The sequence below is a fragment of the Ensifer sp. LC11 genome (assembly GCF_001695835.1).
In the GTDB taxonomy this organism is placed as follows: Bacteria; Pseudomonadota; Alphaproteobacteria; order Rhizobiales; family Rhizobiaceae; genus Ensifer.
Genome location: NZ_MBSO01000008.1, coordinates 30,846 through 45,136, shown reverse-complemented (window position 1 = coordinate 45,136; position 14,291 = coordinate 30,846). Strand labels below are relative to the sequence as shown.

The following is a 14,291-nucleotide window of genomic DNA, read 5'->3' as shown; positions in this document are numbered from 1 at the left end:
TAGGAAGCGAAGAATCAGTCTGCAAGGCACGGATGGGATAAAGACAGCACATTCGGACAAAAAAGGGGCGGCCCGTCGGGCCGCCCCTTCACGTTTCATGTCATTTCAACGGAATGAGGAAGAGCGCAGGCGGATCTGCGCCTGCCTCTCCGCTCGATCCGCGGAGGGATCAGACCGTCGGCGTACCGGCCTGCGGAGTGCTCGCGCCCGTACGGGACCCTTCGCGATCCTTCCACCAGCGATTGAGGAAGAGCAGGATCGGGCCGCCGATGTAGATCGACGAGGTCGTCGCAACGATGACGCCGAAGATCATCGGCCAGGCGAAGCTCTTAACCGCATCGCCGCCCCAGATCGCCATCGGCACCAGTGAGAAGGCCGTCGCCATCGAGGTGAAGATGCATCGCGCGATCACCTGGTTGATGCTCATGTCGATCAGATCGGAGAACGGCATCGACTTGTACTTGCGCAGGTTCTCACGCATGCGGTCATAGACCACGACCTTGTCGTTGACCGAGTAACCGATCATCGTCAGCAGCGCAGCGATGGCCGTCAGGTTGAAGTCGATGCCTGTCAGCGCAAAGAAGCCGATGGTCTTGGTGATATCGAGCAATAGAACCGCGATCGCGCCGACGGCGAAGTGCCATTCGAAGCGGAACCAGATGTAAAGCAGGATCGCCACCATGGCGAGGCCGACGGCGAGGAAGCCCGAACGGGCAAGCTCGGTGCTGACGGTCGGACCGACCACCTCGGTACGCTCGAAGCTCGCATCCGGGATCGTCTGAACCACGGCGTCCTTGATGCGGTTGAGTGCCGCCGTCTGCTCCTGTTCACCGCCAGGCTGGCGCTGAACACGGATCAGCACGGACTTGTCCTGGCCGAACTCCTGCAGGGCGACTTCGCCGATGTTGAGCGCTTCGAGGTTGTGGCGCAGCGCCGGAAGATCAAGCGTGTTCTTCGAGGTGGTCTCGACCTGGATGCCGCCGACGAAGTCGATGCCGTAGTTGAGGCCCGGCGTGAAGAACAGCACCACGGAGCTGATCGACAGGAAGGCAGACATGCCGATGGCGACGAAGCGGCCCTTCATGAAGGAGAAGGACGGAAGCTTCGGAACCTTGCCGAACAGCGACGGAATTTCGAGCTTCTTCATCTTCCGGCGAACGACGACCTCGCGCATCATCAGGCGCACGACGGTGATCGACGTGAACATCGAGATGATGATGCCGAGCATCATCGTGACGGCGAAGCCCTTTACCGGGCCGGAACCGAAGGCGAACAGCAGCACGGTGCCCGAAAGCGTCGTGACGTTGCTATCGATGATGGTTGCATAGGCCTTGTTGAAGCCGATATCGAGCGCCTTCATCGCACCGGCGCCGCCTTCCGTCTCTTCGCGAATACGCGCGTTGATCAGGATGTTGGCGTCCACCGCCATGCCGATGCCGAGAATGATACCGGCGATGCCGGGCAAGGTCAGCGTCGAGCCGAGCATGGCCAGCAGCGCGATCGTCAGGATCGTGTGCAGCACCAGGCCGACATTGGCGATCATGCCCCATGCGCCATAGAGCACGACCATCAGGGTGACGACGAGGGCAAAGCCGGCAAGGCCGGTATAGATGCCCATGCGGATCGAATCGCTACCGAGGTTCGGGCCGACGGAGCGCTCTTCGATGACGGTCAGCGGTGCCGGCAGCGCGCCCGAGCGCAGGAGCGCCGACAGAACGGTTGCTTCCTGTGCGGTGAAATTGCCACTGATCTGGCCGTTGCCGCCGATGATCGGCTCGCGGATGACCGGCGCCGTCAGAACCTTGCCGTCCAGCACGATCGCGAAGGGCCGGCCGACAGCGGCCTGGGTGATTTCCGCGAACTGGCGCGCACCCAGTGAATCGAAGGTGAAGGAAACGATCGGCTCGTTGGTGCGCTGATCGAAGCCGGCCTTGGCATCGGCCAGCCGCTCGCCCGAAATCGCAACGCGGCTTTCGACCGCATATTTGTTGGTGTCGTGCGCACCCGGCAGGATGTCGACGCCACGCGGTGCCGGCTGGTTGGGATCCACGGTCTGGTCGACCATGTGGAAGCTCATCTGGGCTGTGGAGCCGAGAAGCTGTCGCAGCGCCGTCGGGTCTTCGAGGCCCGGAAGCTGGACGAGGATGCGGTCGGAGCCGACGCGCTGGATCAGCGGTTCGGCGACACCGACAGTGTCGACGCGCTGACGAATGATCTCCAGGCTCTGCTCGACCGCCTTGGTCGTGCGGTCGGCAAGGCCGGCCTCGGTCATCGCGACGGTGATGGTATCACCATCTTCAGTGACCTCGATGTCGGAAGCCGAACCGCTAAAGCCGAGCGTGCCGACGGGCGCTGCCAGCTCTTTAAGCTTCGGCAGAACTTTTTCGCGGTCAGCGGGGTCTTCGATCTTCACGGTCACGGTATCGCCGGCGATACGGGCCGAAGAGGCAGGGACCCGCTCGGTGCGGAGCGCCCGACGCGTATCGTCGAGCAGGGTTTCGATCCGCGCCTTGCGCAGGCCGGCGGCGTCGACTTCGAGGACGAGGTGCGACCCGCCCTTGAGGTCGAGGCCGAGGGTCACGGGCTTGACCGGCAGCCAGGCGGCGAACTGTTCACGCTGCGCTGGCGTCAGCACGTTGGGAAGCGCCGCGACGCATCCGAAGATGATCACGGCGACATAGACGAGAATCGCCCATTTGGATGTACGCATGTTGTGGTTCCAGGAGTGCCTGCACGGACACGGGGGCGTCGTCAGGACTTTGTTTCGTCAAAGGCAGGGTCGCAGCCGAAACCGCCAACCAACCATAATCTGATTGATGGGTCAGGCGCTGGGTGGTGCGCGAATGTGGGGGCCATGGTTCGCAGCCCCACCGATATGCTCGGCGAGACGACGCAGAAACCGGTCATCCGACGACTGGGGAAGCTGAAGCTCGACAGACGCCGGCAGCAACGCCGGCAGGCCGTCATCGGTCGAGGACTTGGCGTCCTTGCGCTCGGCCGTGAAGCGGAGATCGGAAAGCGGGGTTGCCCGCGTAATCTGCCGGGCGACGGGCCGGTCGCTCGAACCGGTGTCCGTGACGTTGCCGGCCTGCGCGCCGGACGACGAGCGCGACGGGATGCTCTGGCCGACCGAAATGACCTGCATCGCCATGGAGGCGCAGAACAGCCACAGCACGGCAAGAAGCCGGCTGGCCTGGATGTTCCTGCTGCCACCACCCATGCGGTCCATCAAGGACGCGGTCCCTTTCCTTGGCGCTCAAGCGCCAGCGAGACGAAAATTCAGCCCGAATGCCCGACCTTAACGAAAGAACGTGGCCGGAATCGAGCATGGGCGCCCTTAACACCATTCCAGGCCGGAAAAGTCAAATCCGGCCCGCTACGCGACCCACGGGATCAGGCTGAAAGGCCGGTCGTTCGCCGCTCATGGATTTCAATCAACGACGGTCCCTTGCGCTTCGCCGCTTCGGCAAGTGCCTGAGAAAGATCGGCAATCGAGGCAAGCCGCTGACCTTCAACGCCGTAGGCCCTGGCCGCCAGCAGGAAGTCCGGAGCCGAAGGCTTGACGCCCTCGGGCGTGACGCCGGCGTCGACCATGTAACTTTCGATCTCCTGGTAGCCGTCATTGTTCCAGACGAGGAAGATCACCTTCGCCTGCGCATCGACAGCCGAGCCGATTTCGGCGAGCGAAAACTGGAAGCCGCCGTCGCCGACGAGGCATACCACCGGTCGCGACGGATCGGCGACCGCAGCACCAACGGCCGCAGGCGGAGCGTAACCCAATGAGCCGTAGCCGGTCGCCGAATTGAACCAGCTGCGCTGCCGCGGCGCGTCGCAGTAAAGGTTGCCGGCATAAACGGCCTGGGTCGAGTCGCCGACGATGGTGCAGTCCGGCAGCGTCTTGTAGACGGTTTCGATGATGGCAATTTCGGCTCGCATCTTCGGGGTCAGTTCCTTCAACGCCGCTCGCCGCGCGGTTTCGGCGCGCACCGCACCATCCTTCGCGGTATGGCCGGGCAGGAAGGCGAGGATGCCCGATGTCGCCGCCTTGGCACCGGAGAGGATCGAAAGCGTTGCATGCGGCCCGCGCGCGAGCTGTGCCGCGTCGATGTCGGTGCGGATGAGGTTGCGCAAGGCCGGGAAGCCGCCATCGGCATACATGTCGTAGTCCGTCTGGCCCATTTCGGTGCCGAGCGCCAGCACCAGATCGGCCTCCCTCAAGAGCGATCGCACCGCCTTCAGGCTTGGGCTTGCCGGAACGCGCAAGGGATTGCCAGCGAGCATGCCGCGGGCGTTGACGGTGGTGACAACAGGCGCGCCGATCTGTTCGGCAAGGGCCTTCACTTCCGGTTCCGCCGTCAGCGCGCCGCCGCCGCAGATGATCACCGGCCGCGAGGCGTCGGCGCAGAGGATCGCGGCACGCTGCAGCGTCTCGCTGTCGGAGCGCGGTCGCGTCGCCGTCGCCGGGCGCACTGCCTGCGGCACGATTTTCGCCGACATCACGTCGGTCGGAATTTCGATATGCACCGGCCCCGGCCGGCCGGAGACGAGCACCGAGAAGGCCCGGTCGACGACGAAGGGCAGGTCTTCCGGGTTGAGCAGCGTGTGCGAATAAAGCGCCAACGTCTTCATCATGCCGTGCTGGTCGGGCAACTCGTGCAAAAGCCCCCGGCCATGGCCGAGCGAATCCCGGCGGTTGACGCCGGAGATCACCAGCATCGGGATCGAATCCTGACGCGCCTGCGCCATGGCCGTGATCGTGTTCGTCAGCCCCGGCCCGGTGATGACCAAGGCGACACCCGGCTTGCCGCTGACGCGGGCGTAGCCATCGGCCATGAAGCCGGCGCCCTGTTCGTGCCGCGGCGTCACATGGCGGATCTTCGATGCCGCCAGCCCACGATAGAGCTCAACCGTGTGAACGCCGGGAATACCGAAAACCACTTCGACGCCATTGGCCTCGAGCAGATCGACGAGGACTTCGCCAACCGTCTTTTCCATCGTCATGCGCGGCGCTCCTTGCGCAGGCTGGACCGCTCGGCGAGCGCTGTGATGCGGCGGCAGGCCTCGTCGATATCGCTGTCGGGGACGGTCAGGCTGACGCGCAGATAGTTCTGTGCCTCATCACCAAAGGACGATCCGGGCATGACCGCAACCCCCTCTTCTTCGAGCAGCGCCCAGGCAAACGCGTCACCATCGAGGCCGGTTCCGGAAACATCGATCAAGATGAACATGCCTGCCTCCGGCGCGAACACCTCGATGCCCGGCGCCTCGGCAAGCCCGGCAACAATCTGCGCGGCGCGCGACTTATAGGATTCGCGCATCTGCCTGGAGGTATCGATATCATGGGTCAGCGCATAGGCGGTCATATCGGCAATGAAGGGCTGGGTGCCGAAGAGCATGGTTTCCGAGACCGGCAGCAGCCGGTTGGTGAACTCGACCGGGCCGATCGCCCAGCCGCTGCGGAAACCGGGGGCCGCATGGGACTTGGAGATCGAGGAGACGACGACGGTGCGCTCGGCAAGATCCGGATTGTCGAAGGGCGAGGCGAAAACCGCGTCGAACACCAGTTCCTCGTAAACCTCGTCGCAGACGATCCAGAGATCATGTCGGCGGGCGACTTCGCCGATGGCAATGACCTCGTCGGCGGTCAGGACGGCGCCGGTCGGATTGTGCGGCGTGTTGAGCAATAGCACGCGGCTTTCCGGCGTGATCGCCTTTTCAAGGTCGGAAGCCTGCATATGAAAGCCGAATTCGGGCTTGAGCGGCACCAGCACCGGATGGGCGCCGGTGGAGCGGATCACGCCTTCGTACGTCGCATAGAGCGGATCGCCGACGAGTACGGCGTCGCCGGCCTCCGCCAGCCCCAGGATCACGGCGAACAGCGCCGTCTGCGTGCCAGGGAAACACATGACGTTTTCCGTCGTCACGTCGGGGCGGCGCTTGCGGTATTTTTCGGCCAAAGCCGCCACAACCGCATGTTCCCCGCGGCCGTTGGAGTAGCGATAACGGCCGGCATTCATCGCGCGCTGGCATTCGTCGAGAAGGGCACGATCCGGCGGCAGATCCGGTTCGCCGATCGTCAGCTCGATGATGTCGGCACCACCAGCCTTCAGCTGGCGGGCACGAATATGCAGCGACCATTTTCCGGAGCCGAGATCGGCGAGACGTTCGGTGATGGACGCGTAGCGCATGGTGCTTTCTCCCAATTTCATTGTTTTGCAGTTCCGATCGAGGTGCCGAGGAGAGCCTCGACCGAGGACATGGCGATGGCGACGAGCTCACCCTCGCGAAAAAGATCGCCCGCCAGGCACCCTTCGACCCAAAGACCGTCGACCAGTCCGTTGATGGCGATGGCAAACGCCCGGCAGGTTTCAGCGTCCGCCGGCTTGCCCTTGGTGGCAAGGAAATCGGCCAGCAGTTCCTGCAGCGAATTGCGGAAGGCGAGATAGCCTTCGCGATGGATCTCGGAGAGTACCGGATCGACGCGCACCTGGCTGATGAAGGCGGCCCAGAGCGAGATGCTGCGGCTGTCGGCAACCGGCTCGGTGAGGTTGATCGCGATAAAATCTCGAAGCCTGGTTTCCGGATCGCCCTCGACCTTGCTCGCCTTCTCCGTCAAGGAGGCGATAACGGCGCGATAGGCTTCGGCGACCATCTGGTCCTTCGATTCGAAGTAGTGGCGCACCAGTCCGGCGGTCACGCCGGCGCGAATCGCGATCTGTCTGACCGTCGCGCCCTTGAGACCGAATTCGGAGATGCAGTCGAGCGTCGCCTCGATCAGTTCCTGGCGACGCTCTCCCTCCGGCGCGCGGTGAAAGCTGCGCCTGTTCATGCCGCAGACTGCCTTGGCGTCGCAGCATCCACGGTCGACAAAGGCTTCGGCCGAAACCGGAACATGGGGGACTCCTTCGGGAAATCAGGGCTCGGGGCGGGCGTCAAAAAATCGACGATGCGTATTATTATACGCTTGAATAATAGCTGCACAAGTGCAACCATGCCTGTCAACAAAACCGTGACAGGACAAAGATGCCGCACGGAAAACGACAGGGGAACTGTTTTGATGCTGACAGCAAAAGCTCGCAGAGCCATGGGACAGGCGCGCCGATGACGGATGCGGCCCAGGCAATCGCGGTCACTGACCTGCACAAGCGTTTCGGGCCATTGGAAGTGCTGAAGGGTGTTTCGCTCACAGCGAAGCAAGGCGATGTGATCGCCATCATCGGCGGCAGCGGCTCCGGCAAGTCCACCTTCCTGCGCTGCATCAACCTCCTCGAACTACCATCCTCCGGCAGCGTCAGCGTGCACGGCGAAAAGATCAGGATGAAGTCCGACGGGCGCGGCGGCCTGGTGCCGGAGGACCGCAAACAGGTCCAGCGCATCCGCAGCCAGCTCGGCATGGTCTTCCAGAGTTTCAATCTCTGGCAGCACATGACCATCCTCGAAAACGTCATCGAAGCACCGATCCATGTGCTCGGCAAACCGAAAGCCGAAGCGATTGCGACGGCCGAAACGCTGCTCAAGCGCGTCGGCCTTTACGAGAAGCGCGACGCCTACCCGGCCTTTCTGTCCGGCGGCCAGCAGCAGCGCGCGGCAATTGCCCGCGCGCTCGCCATCCAGCCGCTCGTCATGCTCTTCGACGAACCAACCTCGGCGCTCGATCCCGAGCTTGTCGGCGAGGTGCTCTCGGTCATCGGCGATCTGGCGCGCGAGAAACGTACGATGGTCCTGGTGACGCACGAAATGAAGTTTGCGCGCGACGTCGCCAACCACATCGTCTTCCTGCACAACGGCGTCATCGAGGAACAGGGCCCGCCAGAGGCCATTTTCGGCGCCCCGAAATCGGAGAGACTCAAGAAGTTCATCAGTTCCATTCACTGAATTCCAAAATGCTAAACAACCAAAAAGGGGAACAGCATGAAGAAGGCATTGAAAGTCCTGGCCGTTGCGGCGGCAATTGCCGTCAGCGGCGGCGTGGCCGCCTCGGCCGAAGCGCTGAAGGTCGGCGTTGCCGCAGAACCCTACCCCCCGTTCACGGCACCTGACGCCAGCGGTAATTGGGAAGGCTGGGAAGTCGAGTTCATGAATGCGATGTGTGCCGAAGCCAAGCTCGAATGCGTGCTGACGCCGGTCGCCTGGGACGGCATCATCCCGGCGCTGACTTCGAAGAAAATCGACATGATCATCAGCTCGATGTCGATTACCGACGAGCGCCTGAAGACGATCGATTTCTCGGATAAATATTACAACACGCCGACCGGCATCATCGGCACCAAGGGCGTTGACATCAAGTCGACCCCGGAAAGTCTGAACGGCAAGACGCTCGGCGTCCAGGTCTCAACGGTCCACCAGGCCTACGCCGCCAAGCACTTCGCGCCGGCGGGCGTCGAGGTCAAGGAATACCAGACGCAGGACGAGGCCAACAACGACCTCGCCGCCGGTCGTCTTGATGCCGTGCAGGCGGACGCCATCGCGCTCAAGGCGTTCCTGGCGACCGACCAGGGCAAGGAATGCTGCGACTACAAGGGCGATGTCGCCGAAGACGTTGCCGTGATCGGCCCGGGTGTCGGCGTCGGTTTGCGCAAGGGCGAAACCGAGCTCAAGGACAAGGTGAACGCCGCGATCAAGGCGATCCGCGACAACGGCAGCTACGATACGTTCTCGAAGAAGTACTTCGACTTCGACATCTACGGCGAATAAGGCGCGATCGGCCGGCGATCGAACGGTTACGGCGTTGCCTGCCCGCAGGGCATTCAACGCCGCATCTGCCGCCGGCCGGCGCCATCGGAGCACGACGCATGGCTGCGGATTCCCTCATCAATTGGGGCCTGCTCTCGCTCAACGCGCCCGGCTGGGGCGGCGTGTTGCTGCAGGGCTTCTTCAATTCCATCCAGATCGCCGTCGGCGGCTTTACGCTCGGACTGGCACTCGGCATCGGCGGCGCCTTCGGCAAGCTCTATGGCGGCCCGGTGTTGCGCGACCTGCTCGAATGCTACACCACCGTCGTGCGCGCCGTGCCGGAGCTGGTACTGATCCTCTTGCTCTATTATGCCGGAACGGACCTGCTCAATCAGGTGCTTGCACTCTTTTCGATTGGCCCGGTCGACATCAGCGGCCTGATGGCCGGCATCTTCGTGATCGGCGTGGTGCAAGGGGCCTACTCGACCGAAGTACTGCGCGGCGCGATCAAGGCGGTGCCTGCGGGCCAAATCGAGGCGGCGCGTGCCTATGGCATGTCGCCGACCAAGGTCTTGCGGCGCATCACGCTGCCGGCAATGCTGCCCTACGCCATCCCCGGCCTTTCCAATCTCTGGCTGATCGCCACCAAGGACACTGCCCTTCTCGCGGTCGTCGGCTTCAGTGAACTGACGCTGGTCACGCGCCAGGCGGCGGGCACGACCAAGGCCTATCTCCTGTTCTTCCTCGCCGCCGGCGCGCTCTATCTGGCACTGACGCTCGTTTCCAACGTCTTCATCGGCATGCTCGAACGCCATGCCCGACGCGGTTTTGCGGAGAGCCGATGACCGACGAAACCACCCACGCCGTTGCGTTTACGCCCGAGGACCTGCCGACGGCGAAGAGCTTCTTTGTGCCGCATCGCATCGTCATGATGCTGGTGTTTGCCGCCTTCGTCGTCGCCGTCGCCGTCTTCATGCGCTGGGACTGGCTGCCGCGCTACCTGCCGCGGCTCGGCTGGGGCATTCTCGTCAGCCTGGTGATGTTGTTCAGCACCGCGATCCTCGGTTTCCTATTGGCAGTGCCGATCGGCCTCGTGCAGGTGACGGGTCCCTGGTTCCTGAAGCTGCCGGCGAAGATCTTCTGCACCGTCATCCGCGGTACGCCGCTGCTTTTGCAGCTCTGGCTGCTTTACTACGGGCTCGGTTCGCTGTTCCCGCAGTTCCCGGCGATCCGCCAGTCCTTCCTCTGGCCATACCTGCGTGAGGCATGGCCCTATGGTGTTGCGGCGCTGACCATTTCCTTTGCCGCCTATGAGGGTGAGGTCATGCGCGGCGCCTTTGCCGGTGTTCCGCCCGGCGAACTGGAGGCCGCGAAAGCCTATGGCATGGGCCGCTGGGCGATGTTCCGCCGCATCTGGCTGCCGCGCGCCATCCATCGGGCGCTGCCGACGCTTAACGGCGAAACCGTGCTGCAGCTGAAATCGACGCCGCTGGTCGCCACCGTGACCGTCGTCGACGTTTATGCCGTCATCTCCAAGGTCAGGCAGGAAACCTTCCTCACCTACGAGCCGCTGCTCCTGCTCGCGCTCATCTACATGTGCCTCACCGGCATTCTGGTGGTGGCCTTCCGCACCTTCGAAAACCGCATCCCAACCCGTGGTGCCTGACATGAAACTTTCCCCCTCCATCACCAACGCCATGCCGGAGCTCGTCGCCATCCGCCACGACCTGCATGCGCATCCCGAGCTCGGGCTGGCGGAGACGCGCACCTCCGCCTTCATCGCCAGACATCTGACAAGTCTCGGCTACGAGGTGACGACCGGCCTGGCGAAGACCGGCGTCGTCGGCACGCTCAGAAATGGTGCAGGCACTCGGTCCATCGGCATCCGCGCGGATATTGACGCGCTGCCGATCCTCGAGGAAACCGGGCTCGACTATGCCAGTAAGAGCTCGGGCCTGATGCATGCCTGCGGTCATGACGGCCACACGACGATGCTGTTGGGTGCGGCTCGCGCACTTGCGGAACGGCGCAACTTCGACGGCACCATCCACCTGATCTTCCAGCCGGCCGAGGAGAATTTCGGCGGCGCCAAGATCATGATGGACGAGGGCCTGTTCGAGCAATTCCCCTGCGATGCCGTGTTTGCGCTTCACAACGAACCGGGTCTGCCCTTCGGCCAGTTCGCCCTTCGGGAGGGCCCGATCATGGCCGCCGTCGACGAGGCGCGCATCACGGTGCACGGCCGCGGCGGACATGGGGCAGAACCGCAGGAGACGGCGGACCCGATCGTCTGCGGCGCTTCGATCGTCATGGCGCTGCAGTCGATCGTCTCGCGCAACATCCACCCGATGGATCCGACCGTCGTCACCGTCGGCGCCTTCCATGCGGGCTCGGCCAGCAACATCATCCCGGAGCGCGCCGAGATCGTCGTCGGTATCCGCTCCTTCGAGCCTGATGTCCGCGACGAACTCGAACGCCGTATCCGCATGATCGCCGAAGCGCAGGCGGCAAGCTTCGGCATGCGCGCGACCGTCGACTACCAGCGCAGCTACGATGCGACGATCAACCACAAGGCCGAGACCGACTTCGTGCGCGATCTCGCGATCCGCTTTGCCGGTGCCGACAAGGTGGTCGATCTCGCCCGTCCCTTCATGGGCAGCGAGGATTTCGCCTATATGCTGAAGGAACGGCCCGGCACCTATTTCTTCCTCGGCTCGAAGGTCAGCGACGACGACAGACCGCTGCATCACCCCGGCTACAACTTCAACGACGACCTGCTCCCAATCGGCGCGGCCTTCTGGACCGAGCTTGCGGAGGCCTATCTCCCGCTCCGCTGACAGACTTCATCCCGTCCCCCACTGGTCCTTTGTCGCCCTCCAGTGGCGCTCCGCACCAATATGCCGCAGCGCAACATTGCCGCAGTGTGACAACGTGGCGGCCGCGCTGTCATTGACGTTTGGCAAATTTGGCGCAGATTCAAGCGCATGCTGAAAAGCCGCTGCAATCCAAGGATTTGCCGCGGGCCAGAGGCCAAAAACGTCCCGAGATCGCGCACGATCGAGGAACGATTATGCAGCAGCCAAAGCGCTACGGCCCGCGTGTCATCGCTGACACGCAGCGCCCGTATGTCTGAAAGGATTGCGCCTGTGTTTGAGAGTTTCGATGCGACCCTTCTCGCTCGCTTCCAGTTCGCCTTCACCGTCTCGTTCCACATCATCTTCCCCGCCTTTTCCATCGGGCTTGCGAGCTACCTTGCAGTGCTCGAAGGGCTGTGGCTCTTGAAGAAGGACGAGGTCTATCTCGAGCTCTTCAATTTCTGGAAGACGATCTTTGCGGTCGCCTTTGGCATGGGCGTCGTCTCCGGCATCGTCATGTCCTATCAGTTCGGCACCAACTGGAGCGTCTTTTCCGACAAGGCCGGGCCGATCATCGGGCCGTTGATGGGTTATGAGGTGCTGACCGCCTTCTTCCTCGAAGCAGGCTTCCTCGGCGTCATGCTCTTCGGGCTTCACCGCGTCGGGCCGAAGCTGCATTTCTTCGCCACCCTCATGGTCGCCATCGGCACGCTGATTTCGGCCACCTGGATCCTTTCGGCCAATTCGTGGATGCAGACGCCGGCGGGCTTTGCGATGAACGAGGCGGGGCAGTTCGTTCCTGTCGACTGGTGGGCAATCGTCTTCAACCCGTCCTTCCCCTATCGCCTGACGCACATGGTGCTCGCCGCTTACCTCACCACCGCTTTCGTCGTCGGCGCCTGCGGCGCCTGGCATCTCCTCCGCAAGACCGCGCCGCGGCGGGCGCGAAAAATGTTCTCGATGGCGATGTGGATGGCTGCGATCGTCGCGCCGATCCAGATCTTTGCCGGCGACATGCACGGGCTCAACACGCTGGAACACCAGCCGGCCAAGGTGATGGCGATGGAGGGTCACTACCAGAGCCATCCGGATGGCGCGCCGCTCATCCTCTTCGGCATCCCGAACTCGCCCGAAAAGCGCGTCGACTACGCGATCGAGGTGCCGAAACTCTCCAGCCTCATCCTGAAACACGATCTGAATGCCCCGCTTGCCGGGCTCGATACGATCCCGGAGGAATTGCATCCGCCCGTCGGCATCGTCTTCTGGTCGTTCCGGGTGATGGTTGGCCTCGGCTTTGCCATGCTCGGCATCGGCCTCTGGTCGCTCTGGTGTCGTTATCGCGGTACTCTCGACAGCAATGCCTGGCTGCATCGCGCCGCGGTCGCCATGGGGCCGGCCGGTTTCGTCGCCGTGCTCGCCGGCTGGGTCACCACCGAGGTCGGACGTCAGCCCTATACCGTCTACGGTCACCTGCTGACGGCGAATTCGGTAGCGCCGATTGCCGCCCCTGCCGTTGCCGCCTCGCTGATCGCTTTCATCATCGTCTACTTCTTCGTCTTCGGCGCCGGCACTTTTTACATCCTGAGGCTGATGGCGCGATTGCCGCGTGATCCGATGCCGGATCTCGACGAAGGGCCGCTGCGCAGCTCTGGTATCATGCCCGGCCCTGCCATCCGCAGCACGCATCCCAGCACCCATGCCAGCACTCAAGGAGGTCATCATGGACTTTGATCTGCCGCTCATCTGGGCCGTCATCATCGCCTTTGCGGTGCTCGCTTATGTCATACTCGATGGTTTCGATCTTGGCGTCGGTATCCTCTTCCCGTTCTTCCCGCAGAAGCATGATCGCGACGTCATGATGAATTCCGTCGCGCCGGTCTGGGACGGCAACGAAACCTGGCTGGTGCTCGGCGGCGGCGGCCTGATGGCGGTGTTTCCGCTCGCCTACGCGACCATCCTGCCGGCGCTCTATGCCCCCATCATCGCCATGGTCATCGGCCTCATCTTCCGCGGCGTCGCCTTTGAATATCGCTGGCGCACGAGGCGGGCCGAATATCTGTGGAACTGGGCCTTCTCCGGCGGTTCGATGCTCGCCGCCTTCGCGCAAGGCATCACGCTGGGCGCTCTGGTGCAGGGGATCCCGGTCGAGAACCGCGCCTATGTCGGCGGCTGGTGGGACTGGCTGACGCCCTTCTCGATCATGACCGGCATTGCTGTCGTCGTCGGCTATGCGCTGCTCGGCGCCACCTGGCTGGTCATGAAGACCCATGGCGAGCTTGCCGACCGGGCCCGTGATCTCGCGCTTAAATGCTCCTTCGGCACCGTCGCCGCCATGGGCATCGTCAGCCTGTGGACGCCGTTTCTCGAACCGCTTTACCTGGAGCGCTGGTTCGGCTTTCCGACGGCGATCTTCAGCGTCATCGTGCCGGCGCTCGTGCTCGGCTGCCTCTATGCGCTGATCACGGGCATCCGCAATCGCCACGACAGCCGGCCTTTCATCGCAGCGCTCGGTCTCTTCGTGCTCGGCTATGCCGGCATCGGCATCAGCTTCTATCCCTACATGGTGCCGCCGTCGCTGACGATCTGGGATGCGGCAGCACCTGAGGAAAGCCTGTCCTTCCTGCTCGCCGGCGCGCTGGTGCTGGTGCCGATTATCGTCGCCTATAGCTGCTATGCCTATTGGGTGTTCCGCGGCAAGGTCGATCCGGAGGAGGGTTACCATTGACAGGCGAAACGGGAACCGGCCGCAAGCTTCTCTGGTTC

General features: G+C 63.2%; 12 protein-coding genes. 7 read left to right on the top strand and 5 right to left on the bottom strand.

The genetic code is table 11. The features are described 5' to 3' along the window. Window positions 1-169: 169 nt before the first annotated feature. The 5 genes from secD to BBX50_RS05850 all read right to left on the bottom strand — a co-directional run bounded on the left by secD (window position 170) and on the right by BBX50_RS05850 (window position 6,829). Window positions 170-2,710: a protein translocase subunit SecD gene (gene secD, locus BBX50_RS05870; protein WP_065774387.1), complete on the bottom strand. Its 2,541-nt coding sequence runs from the start codon at window positions 2,708-2,710 to the stop codon at window positions 170-172. 111 nt (window positions 2,711-2,821) lie between these two features. Then, entirely contained in the window at window positions 2,822-3,229 is a 408-nt protein-coding gene (locus BBX50_RS30695) for a hypothetical protein (RefSeq protein WP_065774386.1), read from the bottom strand. 164 nt (window positions 3,230-3,393) lie between these two features. Continuing rightward, entirely contained in the window at window positions 3,394-5,001 is a 1,608-nt protein-coding gene (locus BBX50_RS05860; protein ID WP_065774385.1) for a 5-guanidino-2-oxopentanoate decarboxylase, read from the bottom strand. After that, complete coding sequence (locus tag BBX50_RS05855; RefSeq protein ID WP_065774384.1) at window positions 4,998-6,188, bottom strand: pyridoxal phosphate-dependent aminotransferase; 1,191 nt, start codon at window positions 6,186-6,188, stop codon at window positions 4,998-5,000. The genes BBX50_RS05860 and BBX50_RS05855 overlap by 4 nt, the downstream gene beginning before the upstream one ends. A 17-nt stretch (window positions 6,189-6,205) precedes the next feature. Then, a complete protein-coding gene (locus BBX50_RS05850) occupies window positions 6,206-6,829 on the bottom strand; it encodes a TetR family transcriptional regulator C-terminal domain-containing protein (protein ID WP_065774383.1) in 624 nt (207 codons plus the stop codon). A gap of 272 nt (window positions 6,830-7,101) precedes the next feature. Here BBX50_RS05850 and BBX50_RS05845 point away from each other — a divergent pair, with 272 nt between their 5' ends. The 7 genes from BBX50_RS05845 to cydB all read left to right on the top strand — a co-directional run bounded on the left by BBX50_RS05845 (window position 7,102) and on the right by cydB (window position 14,253). Beyond that, window positions 7,102-7,875, top strand: coding sequence for an ABC transporter ATP-binding protein (locus BBX50_RS05845; protein WP_065774382.1), 774 nt, complete (start codon window positions 7,102-7,104; stop codon window positions 7,873-7,875). Window positions 7,876-7,911: 36 nt separating this feature from the next. Beyond that, window positions 7,912-8,694: a transporter substrate-binding domain-containing protein gene (locus BBX50_RS05840; RefSeq protein WP_065774381.1), complete on the top strand. Its 783-nt coding sequence runs from the start codon at window positions 7,912-7,914 to the stop codon at window positions 8,692-8,694. Between the two features lie 98 nt (window positions 8,695-8,792). Continuing rightward, window positions 8,793-9,518: an ABC transporter permease gene (locus BBX50_RS05835; protein ID WP_065774380.1), complete on the top strand. Its 726-nt coding sequence runs from the start codon at window positions 8,793-8,795 to the stop codon at window positions 9,516-9,518. Further along, window positions 9,515-10,339 (top strand): ABC transporter permease, encoded by an 825-nt coding sequence (locus tag BBX50_RS05830; protein ID WP_065774379.1) that lies wholly within the window; start codon window positions 9,515-9,517, stop codon window positions 10,337-10,339. Before BBX50_RS05835 ends, BBX50_RS05830 begins: the two co-directional genes overlap by 4 nt. Window position 10,340: 1 nt before the next feature. Then, window positions 10,341-11,510 (top strand): M20 aminoacylase family protein, encoded by a 1,170-nt coding sequence (locus BBX50_RS05825; RefSeq protein WP_065774378.1) that lies wholly within the window; start codon window positions 10,341-10,343, stop codon window positions 11,508-11,510. A 309-nt stretch (window positions 11,511-11,819) separates the two neighbouring features. Next, window positions 11,820-13,259: a cytochrome ubiquinol oxidase subunit I gene (locus tag BBX50_RS05820; protein WP_139108376.1), complete on the top strand. Its 1,440-nt coding sequence runs from the start codon at window positions 11,820-11,822 to the stop codon at window positions 13,257-13,259. Beyond that, window positions 13,249-14,253 carry a cytochrome d ubiquinol oxidase subunit II gene (gene cydB / locus BBX50_RS05815; protein ID WP_065774376.1) on the top strand — a complete coding sequence of 335 codons (1,005 nt, stop codon included), beginning with the start codon at window positions 13,249-13,251 and terminating at the stop codon, window positions 14,251-14,253. The genes BBX50_RS05820 and cydB overlap by 11 nt, the downstream gene beginning before the upstream one ends. Window positions 14,254-14,291: the final 38 nt, after the last annotated feature.

Coding starts and splice junctions, on each gene's coding strand:
- BBX50_RS30695 (WP_065774386.1), bottom strand. CDS start 3,229: ATGGACCGCATGGGTGGTGGCAGCAGGAACATCCAGGCCAGCCGGCTT.
- BBX50_RS05830 (WP_065774379.1), top strand. CDS start 9,515: ATGACCGACGAAACCACCCACGCCGTTGCGTTTACGCCCGAGGACCTG.
- BBX50_RS05855 (WP_065774384.1), bottom strand. CDS start 6,188: ATGCGCTACGCGTCCATCACCGAACGTCTCGCCGATCTCGGCTCCGGA.
- cydB (WP_065774376.1), top strand. CDS start 13,249: ATGGACTTTGATCTGCCGCTCATCTGGGCCGTCATCATCGCCTTTGCG.
- BBX50_RS05825 (WP_065774378.1), top strand. CDS start 10,341: ATGAAACTTTCCCCCTCCATCACCAACGCCATGCCGGAGCTCGTCGCC.
- BBX50_RS05850 (WP_065774383.1), bottom strand. CDS start 6,829: ATGAACAGGCGCAGCTTTCACCGCGCGCCGGAGGGAGAGCGTCGCCAG.
- BBX50_RS05835 (WP_065774380.1), top strand. CDS start 8,793: ATGGCTGCGGATTCCCTCATCAATTGGGGCCTGCTCTCGCTCAACGCG.
- BBX50_RS05860 (WP_065774385.1), bottom strand. CDS start 5,001: ATGACGATGGAAAAGACGGTTGGCGAAGTCCTCGTCGATCTGCTCGAG.
- BBX50_RS05845 (WP_065774382.1), top strand. CDS start 7,102: ATGACGGATGCGGCCCAGGCAATCGCGGTCACTGACCTGCACAAGCGT.
- BBX50_RS05840 (WP_065774381.1), top strand. CDS start 7,912: ATGAAGAAGGCATTGAAAGTCCTGGCCGTTGCGGCGGCAATTGCCGTC.
- secD (WP_065774387.1), bottom strand. CDS start 2,710: ATGCGTACATCCAAATGGGCGATTCTCGTCTATGTCGCCGTGATCATC.